The organism is Crossiella sp. SN42, assembly GCF_023897065.1.
Lineage (GTDB): Bacteria > Actinomycetota > Actinomycetes > Mycobacteriales > Pseudonocardiaceae > Crossiella.
Genome location: NZ_JAMHIV010000008.1, coordinates 126,649 through 145,176 on the forward strand (window position 1 = coordinate 126,649; position 18,528 = coordinate 145,176).

The window sequence follows — 18,528 nt, forward strand, 5'->3', positions numbered from 1 at the left end:
TCATGGCGAAGAAGGCGCTTGTCCAGAAGGCCGCGCGCAAGCCGAAGTTCAAGGTTCGGGGTTACACCCGCTGCCAGCGCTGCGGCCGTCCGCACTCGGTCTTCCGTAAGTTCGGCTTGTGCCGGGTGTGCCTCCGCGAGATGGCCCACCGGGGCGAGCTTCCCGGCGTGAGCAAGTCCTCCTGGTGATCCAGGCTGCTTGGCCCACGCCCCGCTGATTTCCACTTCGCCGTAGGCCCGTGCGGGAACCCCGGCGAGAAAGGTTGACAAGGTCACCATGACGATGACCGATCCGATCGCAGACATGCTCACCCGTCTGCGCAACGCCAACTCGGCGTACCACGACCAGGTCGTGATGCCGCACTCGAAGCTGAAGGCGTCGATCGCCGACATCCTGCAGCGCGAGGGCTACATCTCCGGCCACCGGACCGAGCAGGGCGAGAAGAGCCAGCATCTCGTCGTCGAGCTCAAGTACGGCCCCAACCGTGAGCGGAGCATCGCCGGCCTCCGGCGCGTCTCCAAGCCCGGTCTGCGGGTTTACGCCAAGTCCACCAACCTGCCGAAGGTGCTGGGCGGGCTGGGCGTTGCCATCATCTCCACGTCGACCGGTCTGCTGACCGACCGGCAGGCCAACAAGCAGGGTGTGGGCGGGGAAGTCCTCGCCTACGTCTGGTAAGGGAGGGGAGTAGACATGTCGCGTATCGGTAAGCTCCCGATCCCCGTGCCCGCCGGTGTGGACGTCAAGATCGACGGCCCCAGCATCACCGTGAAGGGCCCCAAGGGCACTCTCGCGCACACCCTCGTCGAGCCGATCCTGGTCGAGCGGGACGAGGATGGCGTGCTCCAGGTCAAGCGCCCGAACGACGATCGCCGCAGCCGCGCGCTGCACGGTCTGTCGCGCACCCTGGTGAACAACATGGTCGTCGGTGTGACCGCGGGCTACGAGAAGAAGCTCGAGATCCACGGCGTCGGTTACCGCGTGGCGCTGAAGGGCTCCGAGCTGGAGTTCGCGCTCGGCTACAGCCACCCGGTGAAGGTGACCCCGCCGGAAGGCATCACCTTCGTCGTCGAGTCCCCCACCCGGTTCTCGGTCCAGGGCATCGACAAGCAGCAGGTCGGCGAGGTTGCGGCGAACATCCGCAAGCTGCGCAAGCCGGACCCGTACAAGGGCAAGGGCGTGCGCTACGCGGGCGAGAACATCCGCCGCAAGGTCGGAAAGACGGGTAAGTGAGCATGAGCGAGACAACAACCGTCAAGCGCAAGCGCGCAGGCAAGGACGTCTCCACCCTGCGTCGCGTGGCCCGTACGCGCCGGCACTTCAGGCTCCGCAAGAAGATCAGCGGAACCCCGGAGCGCCCGCGTCTGGTGGTCACCCGGTCCTCGCGGCACCTCGTCGCGCAGGTCATCGACGACCTCGCCGGTCACACCCTGGCCTCGGCCTCCACCCTGGAGGCGGACATCCGCGCGCTGGACGGCGACAAGAAGGCTCGCGCTGCCAAGGTGGGCGAGCTGGTCGCGGCCAGGGCCAAGGAAGCCGGAATCGCCAAGGTCGTCTTCGACCGGGGCGGCTACGACTACCACGGCCGCATCGCCGCGCTGGCTGACGCCGCGCGCGAGCACGGGCTGGAGTTCTGAGAGTCATGCAGAGCACTGAAGGAAGGAACGCCTGATGCCGGGACGTACACGGCAATTCGGCGGCGGCCAGGGCGGTCCGGGTGGCCAGGGCAACGAGCGTGGCGAGCGGCGTGACCGCCGCGACCGTCGCGACTCCGGTCGTGGCGGAGCTCCCCAGGAGAAGAGCCTGCACATCGAGCGCGTGGTTGCGATCAACCGCGTCGCGAAGGTGGTCAAGGGTGGTCGTCGTTTCAGCTTCACCGCGCTGGTGATCGTGGGTGACGGCGACGGAATGGTCGGCGTCGGCTACGGCAAGGCCAAGGAAGTTCCGGCCGCCATCGCCAAGGGTGTCGAGGAGGCGAAGAAGAGCTTCTTCCGCGTCCCTCGCATCGCGGGCACCATCCCGCACCCGGTCCAGGGCGAGGACGCCGCCGGCGTCGTGCTCCTGCGCCCGGCCAGCCCCGGTACCGGTGTCATCGCCGGTGGCCCGGTGCGTGCCGTGCTGGAGTGCGTGGGCATCCACGATGTGCTGAGCAAGTCGCTGGGTAGCGACAACGCCATCAACATCGTGCGTGCCACCGTCGCCGCGCTGAAGATGCTGCAGCGCCCTGAAGAGGTCGCCGCGCGTCGTGGCCTGCCGCTGGAGGACGTTGCTCCGGCCGGCATGCTGCGGGCCCGAGCTGGACAGGGGGCGTGATCCTCGTGGCCAAGCTCCAGATCACCCAGCTGCGCAGCACCATTGGTTGCAAGCAGAACCAGCGCGACTCGCTTCGCACCCTGGGTCTGCGCAAGATCCGCCAGTCGGTGGTCCGTGAGGACAGCCCGCAGGTTCGTGGCCTCGTCCACACCGTGCGGCACCTGGTGGCGGTCGAGGAGGTCGCTGACTGATGACTATCAAGCTGCACCACCTGCGTCCGGCCCCTGGCTCCAACACCGCCAAGACCCGTGTTGGTCGTGGTGAGGGTTCCAAGGGCAAGACCGCGGGTCGTGGTACCAAGGGCACCAAGGCGCGCAAGAACGTCCCCGCGCGCCTGGAGGGTGGGCAGATGCCCATCCACATGCGGCTGCCGAAGCTCAAGGGCTTCAAGAACCCGTTCCGCACCGAGTACCAGCCGGTCAACGTGACCGACCTGGCCCGGCTGTTCCCCGAGGGGGGCGCCATCGGGGTGGAGGACATCGTCAACGCCGGTCTGGTCCGCAAGGGCAAGCTGGTCAAGGTCCTCGGCGACGGGGACCTGGGCGGGGTCAAGCTCGACGTCACCGCGCACAAGTTCTCCCAGAGCGCGATGGACAAGATCAACGCAGCTGGTGGCTCCACCACCGTGCTGTGAGCTGTTAGCTCGTGGAACGGGCCGGCGGGGCGACCCGCCGGCCCGTTCCAGTTTGCGGCCCGGTACTCCGTTCCACGCATTCCCAAGGTCAATCCGACGGTAGGGGTGGGCACGGAGATCCAGGCTGTTAAAGTCGTCAGCACGCTTCGCGCTGTGGTGGTGCGATGCGTCCCTGGACTGCGCGAGTTCCGCTCGCCAGGTGAGGTACAGCCGGCCAGCGGGCCGGGTCCGTCAGTAGTCGGCCAACCGGGCCGGCCACGCCGAGGAGGTCTTGCGTGCTCAGCGCCTTCCGCTCGGCTCTTGCGACGCCTGACCTACGCCGCAAGATCCTCTTCACCCTCGCGCTCATCGCGGTCTACCGCCTGGGCGCGACCCTGCCGTCGCCAGGGGTCTCCTACCCCAACATCCAGGAATGCATCCGGCAGGCCGAGGGTGACAACGCCAACAACATCTACACCCTGCTGAACCTGTTCAGCGGCGGTGCGTTGTTGCAGCTGTCGATCTTCGCGCTGGGCATCATGCCGTACATCACCGCGAGCATCATCATCCAGCTGCTCACCGTGGTCATCCCGCGGTTCGAGCAGCTGCGCAAGGAGGGTCAGGCCGGTCAGGGCAAGCTGACCCAGTACACCCGCTACCTCACCATCGCGCTGGCCATCCTGCAGGCCACCGCGTTCACCGCGCTCGCGGTGCGAGGTCAGCTGTTCCAGAACTGCACGCTGGACATCATCCCGGACAAGGGCATCTTCGGCCTGATCGTCATCGTGATCACGATGACCGCGGGCACCGCGGTGATCATGTGGCTGGGTGAGCTGATCACCGAGCGCGGCATCGGCAACGGCATGTCCCTGCTGATCTTCACCATGATCGCGGCCCGGATCCCGGCCGAGGGCGCCAACATCCTGCGCCAGGGCGGCGTCACCTTCGCCATCATCTGCGTGTTCGGCCTGGTCATCATCGCCAGCGTCATCTTCGTGGAGCAGGCGCAGCGCCGGATCCCGGTGCAGTACGCCAAGCGCATGATCGGCCGCCGGATGTACGGCGGCACCTCGACCTACCTGCCGCTGAAGGTGAACCAGGCCGGTGTCATCCCGGTCATCTTCGCCTCCTCGCTGCTGTACCTGCCGGACCTGATCACCAGGCTGACCCAGGGCGCGGGCGAGGCGAGCTGGTGGCAGATCTTCCTGCGCGACCAGGTGGTCAACCAGCGCAGCTGGGTGCACATCACGCTGTACTTCCTGCTGATCATCTTCTTCACGTACTTCTACGTGGCGATCACGTTCAACCCGGACGAGCGCGCCGACGAGATGAAGAAGTTCGGCGGGTTCATCCCTGGTATCCGCCCCGGCCGTCCGACGGCCGAGTACCTGCAGTTCGTACTGAGCCGGATCACCCTGCCGGGCTCGCTCTACCTGGGCATCATCGCCGTGTTGCCGAACTTCTTCCTCGGTGTCACCGGCGATGGGCAGAACCAGAACTTCCCGTTCGGCGGCACCGCGGTGCTGATCATGGTCGGCGTCGGCCTGGACACGGTGAAGCAGATCGAGAGCCAGCTCATGCAGCGTAACTACGAAGGGTTCCTCCGCTAGTGCGACTCGTTCTTGTCGGCCCGCCCGGAGCGGGCAAGGGTACGCAGGCCACCGTGCTGAGTCAGAAGCTCGGTGTGCCGCACATCTCCACCGGCGAGCTGTTCCGGTACAACGTCGGCCAGGAGACCGCTCTGGGCAAGGAAGCCAAGCGCTACCTGGACGCCGGTGAGCTGGTGCCGGACTCGGTCACCAACTCGATGGTGCGGGAGCGGTTGGCCGAGGCGGACGCGGTGAACGGCTTCCTGCTGGACGGCTTCCCGCGCAACACCGCGCAGGCGGACGTGCTCGGCCAGATCCTCAAGGAGAACGACGAGGCCCTGGACGCGGTGCTGGAGTTCGCGGTGGCGGAGGACGTCGTGGTGGAGCGGCTGCTCGCCAGGGGCCGTTCCGACGACAACGAGGAAGTCATCCGGCGGCGCCAGCAGGTGTACCGCTCGGAGACCGCGCCGCTGCTCGACTACTACGCGGACATCCTGCTGAAGGTGGACGCGGTCGGCACGGTCGAGGAGATCACCGGCCGCGCGCTGGACGCGCTCAACAACCGTAGGTAGAAGGGCGGGGCCCGTGCTCAGGCGCGGACGCGGAATCGAGATCAAGACTCGCACCGAGCTGGAGGCCATGCGCGCCGCCGGCCTGGTGGTGGCACGCACCCTGGCCGCGGTCGCTTCGGCGGCCAAGGCCGGGGTGAGCACCGGTGAGCTGGACGAGCTGGCCGAGCAGACCATCCGGGACGCGGGCGCGGTGCCCTCGTTCAAGGGCTACCACGGCTTCCCGGGCTCGATCTGCGCCTCGGTGAACGAGCAGGTCGTGCACGGCATCCCGAACCGGGAGCAGGTGCTCGCCGACGGCGACCTGCTGTCGGTGGACTGCGGCGCGATCCTGGACGGCTGGCACGGCGACTCCGCGGTCACCCTGGCCATCGGCACGGTGACCGAGCAGGAGCTGAAGCTGTCCAACGCCTGCCGGGAGTCGATGATCGCCGGTATCGCCGCGGTCCGCCCGGACAACCGGCTCAGCGACATCAGCCACGCCATCGAGACCGCGGTGGCGGCCGCGGCCAAGCGGGACGGGCTGGCCTACGCCATCGTCGCCGACTACGGCGGCCACGGCATCGGCAGCCAGATGCACATGGAGCCGTTCCTGCCCAACCGCGGCAAGCCGGGCAAGGGCCCCAAGCTCAAGGTCGGCATGGCCATCGCGGTCGAACCCATGGTCACCCTGGGCAGCGACGACACCATCGAGCTCGAGGACGGCTGGACCGTCATCACCGACGACGGCTCCCGCGCCGCCCACTGGGAACACAGCGTCGCGGTCACCGAAGACGGCCCCTGGGTGCTCACCGCCCTGGAGGACTGACCCACAGCAGCATCGCGCGACGGCGCCCGGCGGCTTCGGCCCCGGGCGCCGTTGCGCTCTTCAGGTCATTCCGCCTGCTGTGCCACGACAGCGCGAGTTCGCGTGCGCCAAGCTCCGCGTGAACCCGCGGCAACCGTCGTGGGCAAGGGGGGACAGGCACGTGGGAGCGTTCGATGAAGGACGCCGGGTGGGCGTCAGGGTGTTGCTGTGCTTGCGTTATCGCGCCTGGCGGCGCAGCGTCCGCGCGGAGCTGGCCGCCGCGCCCGGTCTGGTGGTGGTCGGCGAACTCGGCAGTGCGGCCAGGCTGGCCGAGGAGACTCGACGGCTGGCCGCGGACGTGGTCGTCGCCGAGGACGAGTTGCCGCTCACCGCGGAGCTGGTGCGCGGGCTCCGGTCCGAACTCGGTGTCGGTGTGGTCGCCCTGCTCGCCGGACGGAGCGATGAGCACCTCGTCGAGCTGTTGCGAGCCGGGGTGCGTGGCCTGGCCGACGCCGACGTCAACCTGGGTGACCTGGCACAGGCGGTCGCCGCGGTCGGCCGGAACAACGCCTGGTTCACCGGTCCGCTGGCCACGCGGCTGGTGGAGCTGGCCGCCGCGGCAGGTGAAGGCGCCACGTCACTGGTGGCCAACGCGGGGCTCACCGCGCGTGAGCGTGAGGTCATGCTGCTGCTCACCGCCGGACTGTCCAACGCGGACATGGCCGAGCGACTGTCGATCACCGTGCGCACCGTGAAGTACCACGTGTCCAATGTGCTCGGAAAGCTCGGCCTGACTGGACGCGGGCAAGTTATCGCACTGGCCAATCCTGTTCTTGCGGACAGGCTGAGAACCGATCTCCGGGACAGGGGCAAAATCGCCGATTGTCGCTAATTTCTTCTTGTCAGACCAATGTTTCAGGGGGGTTCGATTAGAATGCGACAGCGGCTGGTCGCGGTGCTCGCCGGCGCGGTGGTCATCGCGACCGGTGTGACGGCTCCGGCCTTGGCTGCCGAGCAGGCCGGGCCAGTGGGCGCGACGGCTCAGTTCGAGGGCAGGCAGATCAGCCTGGCGCAGGGCTGGGGCGAAGCGAGATCGTGCGTGGTCTTCTCCGATACCGACACGCGGTGTTTTCGCACCAACGCCGAGGCCAACGCGGCGGTCGGCTGGGACAAGGCCACGGACTCGAAGGTCGTGTCCGTGGCGAAAGCCCGCGGGGTCGCGCCAGAGAGCGTCACGGATATCAACGACTGCGCGAACCTGTGGTTCTGCCTGTTCGAGCACGAAAACGGTCACGGTCGCCGGCTGATCTTCAATGAGGAGAAGTGGCACGACCTCGCGATCTGGAACTTCCACTACAAGATGTCCTCGTACCACAACCGGCAGATCCGGTGGGACAACGGCGGCCTCGAGTACCACCTGCCCGGCGGGGCCAGGCAGGTGGATGTGGAGTACTGGGAGCTCAGCCCCTCCGTCGGTGGTGAGTACAACGACCGAGCCCGGCTGGTGCACGGCTGAGGCATGAGTGACGCCACGGGCGCGGACTTCCCCGCCCGTGGCGTCGTGCTCACCGTGGACCTGCCGCGTGTTCGGCGATCAGGTAGACCTCGTAGCTGATGACCGCGGGCACCCGCACGTTGAGCTCGCCCGGATCGGAGACCAGCATCTCCTCCCGGTCGAGGACGCGCCCATCGGCCGGGTCGATGACCAGCGTCCGGCGGGCAGGCAGCCCACTGGTGTCGGTCAGGGTCACGCTGTGACCGCGACGTCCGGCGCGGTCGGTGGTCATCCCGTCGTAGGTGAAACCGGAGGTGTCCGCCAGCGCGCGGAGCAGCCAGGCGCGTTGGCGCGGGAGCAGGACGTGAGTGCGTGCCGCGTCGGTGGCCGCGGCGAAGGCGCGGAACGGCTCCTTGGCGAAGTCGAAGCCCCGGCGCAACCAGTCCGCGAACCGAGCGGCGTCGGCAGGCGGCGGACCGTCGAAACCTTCGTCCCGTTCGCCTGGTCCGAACCGCTGGGTCTTGGGCGTCATGTCCCAGCCAGGGGAGCCCTCGCTCAGCCAGCGTTGCCGGTCCTCGGCGGAACTGAACACCGGCTCCTTCACCAGCTTCCGCTCGTAGCCGGAACCGTCGGGGAACCGCCACCGATCCAACTCGCCGGGGATCACTGCCGACACCGTGCCGGTGCGGTCGACCTGGCTGTTCAGGTACCAGCTCTCCATCCGAAGGTGCTCAGCCAGACCGTCGGTACTGGGCTCGGGTAGACCTTCGGTGACCGCGGCCAGGTCCCGAAGGAGGTCGGCGGCAGAACGGCCCGGATCGGCCGGGGGCTCGACGACCAGCGGCGCTGGTGTCACGGCGTGCGCTCGCGGCCCGGTCCCCGGCAGTAGAACGGCTCCTACCACCACGGTGACCGCGGCCGCCGCGGCGAGCAGCAGAACGCGCCGTGGCCGGATGCCGGGCGTGCGGACCGGCGGCCCGGAGCCGAGGATGCGGTGCAGGTCGGCTGCGCGTTCGGCTGGACCCGGGGCTGGCTGGTGGCCAACCGCGGGATCCAGTCCGGCGATGAGCTGGCGCAGCTCGTCTCGTGTTCGTGTCATCACTCGCCTCCGGTCCGGAACAGCGGGGTGGAGAGGTCGACCAGTTCCTTGGCGCGCGACCGCGGGGCGGTGACGACCATTTCCCGCCGCAGCCTGCGCCGCAGGCGGTGCAGTCGCATCGCCAGCGCGGCCGGGCTGCAGCCCAGCGCCAGGGCCGCGTCCGTGGTGGACAGGCACTCCCAGGCGATCAGTCGCAGTGCCTCGCGGTCGGGCTCCGGCAACCGGTCGAACCAGGCCGCCACCGACACCCGCACGGCGGTCTCCTCGGCGTGGTTCGGCGTCTCGGCAGGGCCGGTGTGCCGGGCGATCCGGTCGAGCAGGCTCCGTGCCCGTCCCGCGCTGCGGAACTCGTTGGCCAGCACCCGGCGCGCGACCCCGTAGAGCCACGGCAGCGGTTTCCTGGCTCGTTCCACCTCGGCGAACCGGCGCCAGCCGATGAGGAAGACCTCGGCGACCGCGTCCCGGCACTCGACATCGGGCGCGCGGCGGCGGACGTACCGGGCGATGTCCTCGTAGTGGCGCTGGTACAGCGCGGTGAAGCGCTCCTCCGGGCTCGTCATGGCACCCCCTCCTGCCTTGTCTGTGTCCGGACCTGCACGGGGTGTAACAAGGCCCGCCCAGGCGCTGGGCCGACCGAGCTCCCTCTCAGGGACCCCCTCGAATCCCCATCGGGGATGACGCCTGGTGACGGGGCGTGCTGCCACCCTGGCTGGCGTGAGCGAATCAGTGCGGACCTGGCTCATCGCCAGCGCGATCATGGTCGCGGTGTGGGCCGGCATGGCGCTGGTCACCGGCGAGGGGATCTACCCCTGGTTCCTCTGGCCGGTGGGCATCTGGGGGGCCATCGAGCTGTTCAGCTGGATGAGCAGACGTGGTGAGCGGCAGCGTGGCGAGCGCGGCTGAACCACCCCGGTTTGGAGACCAGCGCATACTGCGCCTACACTGGAGCGACGGCGCATCTCGTTGTGCCCGTTCCGACGTGCCCGTGGCTGTTCCTCAGCTGCCTGGCGACCGGTGTTCCGCACTTCTGGTGCTCACCCGGCGGTCATCCAGGGTCTCGAAGGTAGCGGGCCCCTCGACTGTCCGTACACCGCCTGATCAGGGGTCTTTCCTAGTCTGATCGGGTTTGCCAGATCATCACTGTCACGAAACGCGGAGGACATGGGCAAGAAGGACGGGGCCATTGAAGTCGAGGGCCGCGTAGTCGAGCCGCTCCCCAACGCGATGTTTCGCGTCGAGCTGGAGAACGGCCACAGGGTCCTTGCACACATCAGCGGCAAGATGCGGCAGCACTACATCCGCATCCTGCCCGAGGACCGGGTAGTCGTGGAGCTTTCGCCCTACGACCTGTCCCGTGGCCGCATCGTCTACCGCTACAAGTGACCTCCACGGTGTCCTGGTGCCCCCAGGACACGCGGCCAAGCAGGAGTGCACGACCGTGAAGGTCCAGCCGAGCGTCAAGAAGATCTGCGACAAGTGCAAGGTGATCCGCCGTCACGGGCGGGTCATGGTGATCTGCGAGAACCTGCGTCACAAGCAGCGTCAGGGCTGATCACCCGCACTTCGGGTCGCTGATCCGGACGACAAAACCACACAAGCCTCCCCGAACCTGTCCGGCACCGCGGTGCCGCGACTGACCCCCGGTCTCCAGGCCGGGGCCCATGAGTAGTCGAGTCGACTCGTGGGGCGGTCGGGGAGAAGACCTGGAGATACGACGAAGGAGAAAGTCGCCGCATGGCACGACTCTCTGGCGTCGATCTTCCCCGCGAGAAGCGGTTGGAGATCGCGCTGACCTACATTTTCGGCATTGGCCGTACGCGCTCCCGGGAGATCCTGGGCGCGACCGGCCTGAGCGCCGACCTGCGTGTTCGCGAGCTCTCTGACGACGACGTCGTCAAGCTCCGCGAGTACATCGAGAACCACTTCAAGGTTGAGGGTGACCTCCGCCGCGAGGTTCAGGCCGACATTCGCCGGAAGATCGAGATCGGCTGTTACGAGGGGCTGCGGCACCGCCGCAACCTGCCCGTGCGGGGCCAGCGCACCAAGACCAACGCGCGTACCCGCAAGGGCCCGAAGAAGACGGTCGCCGGCAAGAAGAAGGCCGGAAAGAAGTAAGACCTCGCGCTAGCTAGGAGATCACCGCAACATGCCACCGAAGTCCCGTACGGGCGCCGGGGTCAAGAAAATCCGGCGCAAGGAAAAGAAGAACGTCTCTCATGGGTTCGCCCACATCAAGAGCACGTTCAACAACACGATCGTGTCGATCACGGACCCCGCGGGCAACGTGATCAGCTGGGCGTCCGCAGGCCACGTCGGCTTCAAGGGCTCCCGCAAGTCGACGCCGTTCGCCGCCCAGATGGCCGCGGAGAACTGTGCCCGCAAGGCCGCTGAACACGGCATGCGCAAGGTCGACGTGTTCGTGAAGGGCCCTGGCTCTGGCCGGGAAACCGCGATCCGTTCCCTCCAGGCCGCTGGTCTTGAGGTCGGCACTATCCAGGACGTGACCCCGCAGCCGCACAACGGCTGCCGCCCGCCCAAGCGGCGCCGGGTCTAAGCGCGGGAAGGAGTAATTCACGATGGCTCGTTACACCGGTCCCGCGACTCGTAAGTCTCGTCGGCTCAAGGTTGACCTCATCGGCGGCGACCGCTCCTTCGAGCGCCGTCCGTACCCCCCTGGCCAGCACGGCCGGACTCGCATCAAGGAGTCCGAGTACCTGCTGCAGTCGCAGGAGAAGCAGAAGGCTCGCTTCACCTACGGCGTGCTGGAGAAGCAGTTCCGTCGCTACTTCGAGGAAGCGCGTCGCGTCACCGGCAAGACCGGTGAGGCGCTGCTGATCATCCTCGAGTCGCGGCTGGACAACGTCGTGTACCGCGCCGGCCTGGCTCGTACCCGGCGTCAGGCGCGCCAGCTGGTGGCCCACGGCCACTTCCTGGTCAACGGCAAGAAGGTCAACATCCCGAGCTTCCGGGTGTCCCAGTACGACATCATCGACGTGAAGCCGAAGTCGCTGCCGACGCTGCCGTTCCTGGCCGCGAAGGAAGCCCTCGGCGACCGTCCGGTGCCGGCCTGGCTCCAGGTTGTTCCGTCGACGCTGCGTGTGCTCGTGCACTCGCTCCCGGTCCGGGCTCAGATCGACACCCCGGTCCAGGAGCAGCTCATCGTCGAGCTCTACTCGAAGTGACGTGTACCGGGGCGGCTGTCTTGCGACAGTCGCCCCGGCACTGCGTCTCCACCGGCAGCACGAAGGGTGTGCCGCCGGGGCAAGGCCCAGTACGGCGTCAAATAGCGGGCGCCGACAGGTAAAGGAGTTCCACAGTGCTTATCTCCCAGCGGCCCACGCTGGCCGAGGACACGGTCAACGAGACCCGCTCCCGGTTCGTCATCGAACCGCTGGAGCCGGGCTTCGGCTACACCCTCGGCAACTCGCTGCGGCGCACGCTGCTGTCCTCCATCCCGGGGGCAGCGGTGACCAGCATCCGCATCGACGGCGTGCTCCACGAGTTCACCACGGTGCCCGGCGTGAAGGAGGATGTCACCGACATCATCCTGAACCTCAAGGAGCTGGTCGTCAGCTCCGAAGAGGACGAGCCGGTCACCATGTACCTGCGCAAGCAGGGCCCCGGTGAGGTCACCGCTGGCGACATCGTGCCGCCGGCCGGTGTCACCGTGCACAACCCCGACCTGCACATCGCCACCCTGAACGGCAAGGGCAAGCTGGAGATCGAGCTCGTTGTCGAGCGCGGTCGCGGCTACGTCCCGGCCATGCAGAACAAGCAGGCCGGCGCCGAGATCGGCCGGATCCCGGTCGACTCGATCTACTCGCCGGTGCTGAAGGTGACGTACAAGGTCGAGGCCACCCGTGTCGAGCAGCGCACGGACTTCGACAAGCTGATCCTGGACGTGGAGACCAAGCCGTCGATCACCCCCCGCGACGCGGTGGCATCGGCCGGTAAGACCCTCGTCGAGCTGTTCGGCTTGGCCCGTGAGCTCAACGTCGACGCCGAAGGCATCGAGATCGGCCCCTCGCCCGCCGAGGCGGACACCATCGCGGCGTTCGCGATGCCGATCGAGGACCTGGACCTCACGGTCCGTTCCTACAACTGCCTCAAGCGCGAGGGCATCCACACCGTTGGCGAGCTGGTCTCGCGCAGCGAGGCGGACCTGCTCGACATCCGCAACTTCGGTGCCAAGTCGATCGACGAGGTCAAGCTGAAGCTGGCCGGCCTTGGGCTCGCGCTCAAGGACAGCCCGCCCGGGTTCGACCCGTCCGCCGCGGCCTCGGAGTACACCGGTGAGGGTTGGGCAAGTGGGCACGTCGACACCGTCCACGACGATGGCCAGGACTACGCGGAGACGGAGCAGCTCTGAGCTGTCCGTCCACTGTGGACGCTGACACGTCACAGCGTTGAGCTTGATCTAGAGGAGTAACCGATGCCCACGCCCACCAAGGGAGCCCGGCTCGGTGGGTCCCCGGCCCACGAGCGGCTGCTGCTGGCCAACCTGGCCACCCAGCTGTTCCAGCACGGCCGGATCACCACCACCGAGGCCAAGGCGCGGCGGCTGCGCCCGCTCGCCGAGAAGCTGATCACCAAGGCCAAGCGCGGCGACCTGCACAACCGCCGCGAGGTCATGCGCACCGTCCGCGACAAGGACGTGGTGCACAAGCTGTTCGCCGAGATCGGCCCGCACTTCGCGGAGCGTCCCGGCGGCTACACCCGCATCATCAAGTCGATGCCGCGCAAGGGCGACAACGCCCAGATGGCGATCATCGAGCTGGTGGGCGAGAAGACCGTCACCGCTGAGGCGGAGAAGGCCCGCGGCACCAAGTTCGCCAAGGACGCCCCCAAGGCCGACGCGGTGACCGGTACCGAGGTCGTCGAGGCCGAGGACACCAAGGTCGAGGACACCAAGGCGGAGACCGCCGAGGAGCCCAAGGCCGAGGAAGCCAAGGCTGAGGACGCCGAGAAGGCCGACGACGCCAAGAAGTGACGACTGAGCTCCAGTCCGCCGAGCCCGCCACCCCCGCTGGGGATGGCGGGCTCGTGCGCGTTCGCCTCGACCTCGGCTACGACGGCACCGACTTCTCCGGCTGGGCCAAGCAGCCCGGCCGCCGCACCGTGTGCGGGGTGCTGGAGGAAGCCATCTCCCGGGTGCTGCGCAGGGAGATCACGCTGACCGTGGCCGGGCGCACCGACGCCGGGGTGCACGCCACCGGCCAGGTCGCCCACCTCGACCTGCCTGCCGAGTCCGATGTGGACGGTCTGCCGCGCAGGCTGGCCCGGCTGCTGCCCGCCGACGTGCGGGTCTTCGCCGCCAGGGTGGTCAGCGCCGACTTCGACGCCCGGTTCGCCGCGCTGCGCAGGCACTACGAGTACCGGGTGGGCACCGCGCCCTACGGCGTGGACCCGCTGGACGCCAGGCGGATCGTCTCGGTGCCCCGCCGGCTGGACCTGGCCGCGATGAACGAGGCCGCCGCCCTGCTGCTCGGGGAACGGGACTTCGCCGCCTTCTGCAAGCGCAGGGAGGGCGCCACCACGGTCCGGGAGCTCCAGCGGCTGGAGTGGCGCGCGGAGAGCGAGCACGTGCTCCTGGCGGCGGTGTCCGCGGACGCGTTCTGCCACTCCATGGTGCGCAGCCTGGTCGGCGCGCTGCTCGCGGTCGGCGACGGCCGCAAACCGGTGAGCTGGCCAGCCGAGCTGCTGCGGTCCACCGAACGCGCCAACGGCGTCACGGTGGCCCCCGCGCACGGGCTGGTGCTGGTCAGGGTCGACTACCCGGAAGACGCCGAGCTGGCCGCGCGGGCCGAGCTGACCCGCAACGTGCGCGCGGTGCCCGGCTGCCGCTGAGACGGCAGCCGGGATCGCACGTCAGTCGCCGCGGCGGACCGGGCCGAGGATCTGCTGTTCCTTCGGCGTGGTCACCAGCCGCAGCGGGCGCCACAGGTTCGCGCCCAAGGCCACCACGCCGTCGTCCTTGAGCTGGGTCAGCTGGTTCACCATCGGCGGCGGCAGCCGCCAGATCCGGCCGGCCAGCTGGGCCTGGCCCACCGGCAGGCGCTGCATCAGCACCAGGTCGGCGTTGTTCGCCGTGGCCGAGGCCTGCGGGTGCAGGTAGGGCAGCACGTACAGGGTGGTCTGCCAGGCCGAGCGGGGCGGGAACATCTCCTGCGGCACCGCGCCGCCGTCGTGCACCACCAGCAGCGGCCCGTCCTCCGAGGCCCTGGGCAGCTCGATCGGGGACAGCCTGCGGATCTGCACCAGCGGCATCTGCTGCGCCTCAGGGCCCTGTCCGGCGGCCCTGGTGAGCACCTGCCAGGCCTGCGGGCGGCCGGTGGCGATGACCACCCAGGCGCCGATGGCCATCGCGCGCAGCGCCACCTGGCGGGCCAGGTAGAGCCCCCCGACCGAGACGATCCGGGTGGGCTGGTTGCGCATCACCGACACGGTGAGCGGCTCGCCCTTGATCCCGGAGCCGAGCACCATGCCGCCGCGGTCGCCGGTGGGGCTGATCGCGTCCAGCATCTCCGGCGCGACCAGGAACTCCGGCGCGACGCCGAGGTCGGCCGCCTTGTTCTCCATCATGCGGCTGCTCATGTGTTCCCTCCCAGCGGCAGCGAGGCGGCGAAGGCGTCCAGCTGCTGGCCCTTCAACGGGGTCAGGCTGATGCCGATGTGGTTGCTGACCTGCTGCAGCCTGGTGTGCGCCGCGTCCAGCTCGGCGGGGTTGCGGGCGCTGACCCGCACCAGCCCGCGCAGCCCGACCTGGCCGGGCTCGCCGCTGGGCGCGATCGCCACGGACACCGTGGAGGACAGCGCGCGGATCCCGGTGAGCACGTTCAGGCTCTGCGCCACGCCCTTGGTGGACCAGCCGGTGACCGCGTAGCTGGCGTGCCCGATGCCACCGGCGGTGACCCCGGTCCAGCGCTCGATGAGGCTGACCGGCTTGCCGGTGCCGGTGGCGCTGCTCAGCTCCGCGGCCGAGGTGGCCGAGCGCAGCAGCTCGTCGGCGTCCAGCGGCCGGATCGGCACGCCGCGGGACTCCAGCGCGTTGCGCACCCGGGAGACCGCGCCGATCAGCGCGCGATGCGCGCCGACCACGCCGCCGCCGCGTTCCCGCACCGCGGCGGGGCAGCGCTTGGGGTCCAGCCGGACCGCGATCCAGGTGGTGCGCCGGGCGGCCGCGGGCAGCGGGCCGAGCACCTCCAGGTAGGAGGCCAGCGCGGGCGAGGACGGCGGCAGGGCCGCGCTGCCCGGGTAGCAGTGCGTGACGACCTGGATGGAGTCCAGCACCACACCGCGGTCCTCAAGACAGGGTGCGAGCGAGCTCAGCGGCAGCGGCGGGGTGGCGCCCACGTGCGAGACCATCTGCGGCGCCGGGTCGACCAGCAGCAGCGCGGTCCAGGTGCCCTCGTGCCAGGCCAGCCCGATCGGCCGGTCCTCGTGGTCCTTGCTGTGCGCCACCACCAGGTCCGGGAAGGCCAGCCGGAGCAGCCCGACCCGGACGTCCTCGGTGCCGGTGACCTTGGCGTCGGTGTCGGCGGCGGAGAGCGCCTGCTCCGGCGGCACCGGGTGCGCGACCCTGGTGTGCGAGCGGAAGCGGTAGCTGGTGGTCAGGCTGATCCACTGGGTCAGCCAGCGGCCGCGCACGCGGGTCAGCGCCAGGATCAGCGCCAGCCCGGCCACGCCGGCGGCCACCGGCAGCAGGGCGGTGTTGATCGCCAGCAGCACCAGCCCGAGGGCGCCGCCGATCTCCAGCACGACCAGGTTGGCGACCGGCAGCGCCCCGAGGGTGGCGCCGACCTCGCGCCGCCGGGCGCGCATCACGGTGCGCACCGCACCGGCCATGGCCGCCGGGCTCGGCGGCGCCGGCGGACGCTGCTGGGCAGACTGAGGTGTGGTCACGGACATCCGCCCTCTGTTGTTCCCCTCGTGGGCACGAAACGCTCCCTGATGGACCTGGCAGGTGGCAGCCGGTGGACGATGTGCGTGCGCCGGGCTCCGCCGAAGGAGTGTCGGGTTCCCCCAACCGCACCCACGCGACCCGCCGATCCGGCTATCCTGCCGAACCGTACCGCGACCGGGAGAGCAGCAGGCCGAGAATGCCCTCAACACCTACCACCAAGTCCCAGGTTCACGCGTACCAGTTCGTGATTCGCAGGATGGAATCCGCGCTGGTCCGCAAGGACGCGGTGATGTTGCACGAACCGACCCGCACCCAGACACGCGCGACCGTGGTCGGGGCGATCCTCGCCGCGGTCTGCTGCCTGGGTTTCATCGTCTGGGGCTACCTGGACCCGACCGGTAAAGCGCCGCCGGAGAACGGCATCGTGATCAGCAAGCAGTCCGGCGCCGTGTACGTGGCGATGAACAACCCGACGAAGATGCTGGTCGCGACCCCGAACCTGGCTTCGGCCCGGTTGCTGCTGGTGGCCATGGGCGGTAGCGCGGGGCAGGCCACCGCGCCCGTGACGGTGGACGAGGCCTCGCTCACCGGGGTCTCCAGGGGCGCCTTCACCGGCATCCCCGGCGCGCCCGAGCTGCTGCCGACCGGCGAGCAGATCGTTTCACCCGATTGGGGCGTCTGCGATCAGCTGACCGTGGACCAGGCCCAGGTGAAGGGTGAGGAGAAGCCCGCGATCGACACCACCGCCTTCGGTGGGGTGACCAACCTCGGCCGCAAGCTCAAGGACGAAGAGGGCCTGTTGTTCAAGGCCCCCAACGGCAGCCACTACCTGGTCTTCGCCAGCGACCCGGCCAAGGGCCTGCCGGGCGCGGGTGCGGTGCGCGCCAAGATCGACATGGGCAACAAGGCGCTGATGAACGCGATGCGCATCTCCAACCCGGTGCCGCGGCTGGCCTCCTCCGCGTTGATCAACTCGATCCCGGAGGTCAAGGAGCTCAAGCCGCTGGAGATCAGCGACAAGGGCAGCAGCATCACCGCCTACCCCGCGCCCAGCGGCCGCAAGGTCGGCGAGGTGGTCCGGGAGCAGCGCGCGGACGGCAGCTTCGGCTACTACCTGCTGCTCAAGGACGGCGTGCAGGAGATCCCGCTGGCGGTGGCCGACCTGATGCAGACCGCCTCCGGCAGCAGCTCGGCCTGGGTCACCCTGGGGCCGGGCGCGGTGAGCAACCTGCAGCGCAGCAACACCGCGATCGACATGAAGGACTACCCGAGGGTGGTCCCGAAGATCGTCGGCGTGCTTGAGCAGGGCACCACCTGCCTGAACTGGGGCGTGCAGGGCGGCAAGCCGGTCACCTGGGTCGGCCTGGCCAATGCCACGCCCACCCCGGACCCGAAGCTGAAGCCGGTCGAGCTGGCCCAGGCCGACGGCAGCGGGGACAAGGTCGACAAGTTCTTCATGCCGCCGGGCAAGGCCGCGGTGGTGCGCAGCACGACCTCGGAGAACAACTTCGGCTCCGGCCCGATCTTCCTGGTCTCCGACCGCGGCGTGCGCTTCGGCATCCCGAACCAGAAGGTCGCCGAGGGACTGGGGCTGGGCGCCGACTACCGGCCCGCGCCCGAGGTCATCCTGCGCACACTGCCGACCGGGCCCATCCTGGATCCGAAGGAAGCCGCCCGGATCTTCGACACCGTGCAGGTGGACGAGACCGACCCCAAGCGACGGGTGATGCCCTCGCAGAACGCGCAGCCCGGCGGCTGAGCCGGCCCGCCCCGGCGGGAACCGGACACCCGGGCGCATCGTCGGAGTTCGTGCGGACGGGCAGGCGAGAACTGGGGGCTGGAATGGCCAACAAGGTCAGAGTCGACACCGACTGGCTGAGCGGGTACGCCAAGCAGGTCGCGGCGGCCGGTGACGAGCTGGGCCGGGCGGCGGGCACGCTCGGCGCCAGCCCGCTCGGCCCGGAGGCCTTCGGCGAGCTGGGCAGGCAACTGCGCACCGCCGAGTCCTACGCCAGGGCCGCCGAGCTGCTGCGTGGCCAGCTGGCGCGCGCGGGCGAGGTGCTGCGCTCGGCCTCCGGTGAGCTCGGCGAGGTGGTCAAGCACTACCAGGGCGGCGAGTCCGACAGCGCCAGCGGCCTGCGCCGCACCGAGGGGAGGCGCTGAG

The 18,528-nt window shown here is 69.2% G+C and carries 27 protein-coding genes; 23 read left to right on the plus strand and 4 right to left on the minus strand.

Annotated elements, in window-relative coordinates:
* The first annotated feature begins 2 nt into the window (after positions 1–2).
* The 12 genes from M8C13_RS11805 (at position 3) to M8C13_RS11860 (ending at position 7,384) form a co-directional block, all read left to right on the plus strand.
* Positions 3–188: a type Z 30S ribosomal protein S14 gene (locus M8C13_RS11805; RefSeq protein ID WP_185000420.1), complete on the plus strand. Its 186-nt coding sequence runs from the start codon at positions 3–5 to the stop codon at positions 186–188.
* A gap of 88 nt (positions 189–276) precedes the next feature.
* Positions 277–675, plus strand: a complete 399-nt coding sequence (rpsH, locus tag M8C13_RS11810; protein WP_247755558.1) for a 30S ribosomal protein S8 — start codon at positions 277–279, stop codon at positions 673–675.
* Between the two features lie 15 nt (positions 676–690).
* A complete protein-coding gene (gene rplF / locus M8C13_RS11815; protein ID WP_252480563.1) occupies positions 691–1,230 on the plus strand; it encodes a 50S ribosomal protein L6 in 540 nt (179 codons plus the stop codon).
* Positions 1,227–1,634, plus strand: a complete 408-nt coding sequence (gene rplR, locus M8C13_RS11820) for a 50S ribosomal protein L18 (protein WP_252480564.1) — start codon at positions 1,227–1,229, stop codon at positions 1,632–1,634. The genes rplF and rplR overlap by 4 nt, the downstream gene beginning before the upstream one ends.
* Before the next feature lie 34 nt (positions 1,635–1,668).
* Positions 1,669–2,310 carry a 30S ribosomal protein S5 gene (rpsE, locus tag M8C13_RS11825; protein ID WP_247755561.1) on the plus strand — a complete coding sequence of 214 codons (642 nt, stop codon included), beginning with the start codon at positions 1,669–1,671 and terminating at the stop codon, positions 2,308–2,310.
* Between the two features lie 5 nt (positions 2,311–2,315).
* Positions 2,316–2,501: a 50S ribosomal protein L30 gene (gene rpmD / locus M8C13_RS11830; RefSeq protein ID WP_252480675.1), complete on the plus strand. Its 186-nt coding sequence runs from the start codon at positions 2,316–2,318 to the stop codon at positions 2,499–2,501.
* Positions 2,498–2,944 carry a 50S ribosomal protein L15 gene (rplO, locus tag M8C13_RS11835; RefSeq protein ID WP_252480676.1) on the plus strand — a complete coding sequence of 149 codons (447 nt, stop codon included), beginning with the start codon at positions 2,498–2,500 and terminating at the stop codon, positions 2,942–2,944. The genes rpmD and rplO overlap by 4 nt, the downstream gene beginning before the upstream one ends.
* A gap of 275 nt (positions 2,945–3,219) precedes the next feature.
* A complete protein-coding gene (gene secY, locus M8C13_RS11840; RefSeq protein ID WP_252480565.1) occupies positions 3,220–4,533 on the plus strand; it encodes a preprotein translocase subunit SecY in 1,314 nt (437 codons plus the stop codon).
* Positions 4,533–5,084 carry an adenylate kinase gene (locus M8C13_RS11845; protein WP_252480566.1) on the plus strand — a complete coding sequence of 184 codons (552 nt, stop codon included), beginning with the start codon at positions 4,533–4,535 and terminating at the stop codon, positions 5,082–5,084. Before secY ends, M8C13_RS11845 begins: the two co-directional genes overlap by 1 nt.
* A gap of 13 nt (positions 5,085–5,097) precedes the next feature.
* Positions 5,098–5,889: a type I methionyl aminopeptidase gene (gene map, locus M8C13_RS11850; RefSeq protein WP_308202790.1), complete on the plus strand. Its 792-nt coding sequence runs from the start codon at positions 5,098–5,100 to the stop codon at positions 5,887–5,889.
* 187 nt (positions 5,890–6,076) lie between these two features.
* On the plus strand, positions 6,077–6,760 hold the full coding sequence (locus M8C13_RS45395) for a response regulator transcription factor (RefSeq protein ID WP_252480567.1): 684 nt from the start codon (positions 6,077–6,079) through the stop codon (positions 6,758–6,760).
* A 42-nt stretch (positions 6,761–6,802) separates the two neighbouring features.
* Positions 6,803–7,384 (plus strand): peptidase inhibitor family I36 protein, encoded by a 582-nt coding sequence (locus M8C13_RS11860; RefSeq protein WP_252480568.1) that lies wholly within the window; start codon positions 6,803–6,805, stop codon positions 7,382–7,384.
* Positions 7,385–7,433: 49 nt separating this feature from the next.
* Here M8C13_RS11860 and M8C13_RS11865 read toward each other — a convergent pair whose 3' ends face one another.
* Positions 7,434–8,462 carry a CU044_5270 family protein gene (locus M8C13_RS11865; RefSeq protein WP_252480569.1) on the minus strand — a complete coding sequence of 343 codons (1,029 nt, stop codon included), beginning with the start codon at positions 8,460–8,462 and terminating at the stop codon, positions 7,434–7,436.
* Positions 8,462–9,022 (minus strand): RNA polymerase sigma factor, encoded by a 561-nt coding sequence (locus M8C13_RS11870; RefSeq protein WP_252480570.1) that lies wholly within the window; start codon positions 9,020–9,022, stop codon positions 8,462–8,464. The genes M8C13_RS11865 and M8C13_RS11870 overlap by 1 nt, the downstream gene beginning before the upstream one ends.
* 154 nt (positions 9,023–9,176) lie before the next feature.
* Here M8C13_RS11870 and M8C13_RS11875 point away from each other — a divergent pair, with 154 nt between their 5' ends.
* The 9 genes from M8C13_RS11875 to truA all read left to right on the plus strand — a co-directional run bounded on the left by M8C13_RS11875 (position 9,177) and on the right by truA (position 14,309).
* A complete protein-coding gene (locus M8C13_RS11875) occupies positions 9,177–9,365 on the plus strand; it encodes a hypothetical protein (RefSeq protein ID WP_252480571.1) in 189 nt (62 codons plus the stop codon).
* 258 nt (positions 9,366–9,623) lie between these two features.
* Positions 9,624–9,845 carry a translation initiation factor IF-1 gene (gene infA / locus M8C13_RS11880; RefSeq protein WP_029136093.1) on the plus strand — a complete coding sequence of 74 codons (222 nt, stop codon included), beginning with the start codon at positions 9,624–9,626 and terminating at the stop codon, positions 9,843–9,845.
* Between the two features lie 55 nt (positions 9,846–9,900).
* Positions 9,901–10,014: a 50S ribosomal protein L36 gene (gene rpmJ, locus M8C13_RS11885; protein WP_010148647.1), complete on the plus strand. Its 114-nt coding sequence runs from the start codon at positions 9,901–9,903 to the stop codon at positions 10,012–10,014.
* 182 nt (positions 10,015–10,196) lie between these two features.
* Entirely contained in the window at positions 10,197–10,577 is a 381-nt protein-coding gene (rpsM, locus tag M8C13_RS11890) for a 30S ribosomal protein S13 (RefSeq protein WP_252480572.1), read from the plus strand.
* Between the two features lie 31 nt (positions 10,578–10,608).
* Positions 10,609–11,016, plus strand: coding sequence for a 30S ribosomal protein S11 (rpsK, locus tag M8C13_RS11895; protein ID WP_252480573.1), 408 nt, complete (start codon positions 10,609–10,611; stop codon positions 11,014–11,016).
* Between the two features lie 22 nt (positions 11,017–11,038).
* Entirely contained in the window at positions 11,039–11,644 is a 606-nt protein-coding gene (gene rpsD / locus M8C13_RS11900) for a 30S ribosomal protein S4 (RefSeq protein ID WP_252480574.1), read from the plus strand.
* 134 nt (positions 11,645–11,778) lie between these two features.
* A complete protein-coding gene (locus M8C13_RS11905) occupies positions 11,779–12,831 on the plus strand; it encodes a DNA-directed RNA polymerase subunit alpha (protein ID WP_252480575.1) in 1,053 nt (350 codons plus the stop codon).
* 63 nt (positions 12,832–12,894) lie between these two features.
* Entirely contained in the window at positions 12,895–13,452 is a 558-nt protein-coding gene (rplQ, locus tag M8C13_RS11910) for a 50S ribosomal protein L17 (RefSeq protein WP_252480576.1), read from the plus strand.
* The gene (gene truA, locus M8C13_RS11915) at positions 13,449–14,309 is read left to right on the plus strand and encodes a tRNA pseudouridine(38-40) synthase TruA (RefSeq protein ID WP_252480577.1); all 861 of its coding nucleotides are present in this window, start codon (positions 13,449–13,451) and stop codon (positions 14,307–14,309) included. Before rplQ ends, truA begins: the two co-directional genes overlap by 4 nt.
* Before the next feature lie 21 nt (positions 14,310–14,330).
* On the opposite strand, the gene M8C13_RS11920 is transcribed toward truA, so the two are convergent.
* A complete protein-coding gene (locus M8C13_RS11920; protein WP_252480578.1) occupies positions 14,331–15,056 on the minus strand; it encodes a hypothetical protein in 726 nt (241 codons plus the stop codon).
* A complete protein-coding gene (eccE, locus tag M8C13_RS11925) occupies positions 15,053–16,282 on the minus strand; it encodes a type VII secretion protein EccE (protein WP_252480678.1) in 1,230 nt (409 codons plus the stop codon). The genes M8C13_RS11920 and eccE overlap by 4 nt, the downstream gene beginning before the upstream one ends.
* A gap of 278 nt (positions 16,283–16,560) precedes the next feature.
* Here eccE and eccB point away from each other — a divergent pair, with 278 nt between their 5' ends.
* The gene (gene eccB, locus M8C13_RS11930) at positions 16,561–18,123 is read left to right on the plus strand and encodes a type VII secretion protein EccB (protein ID WP_256508917.1); all 1,563 of its coding nucleotides are present in this window, start codon (positions 16,561–16,563) and stop codon (positions 18,121–18,123) included.
* Positions 18,124–18,206: 83 nt separating this feature from the next.
* A complete protein-coding gene (locus tag M8C13_RS11935) occupies positions 18,207–18,527 on the plus strand; it encodes a hypothetical protein (protein ID WP_252480580.1) in 321 nt (106 codons plus the stop codon).
* The last annotated feature ends 1 nt before the right edge of the window (position 18,528 follow it).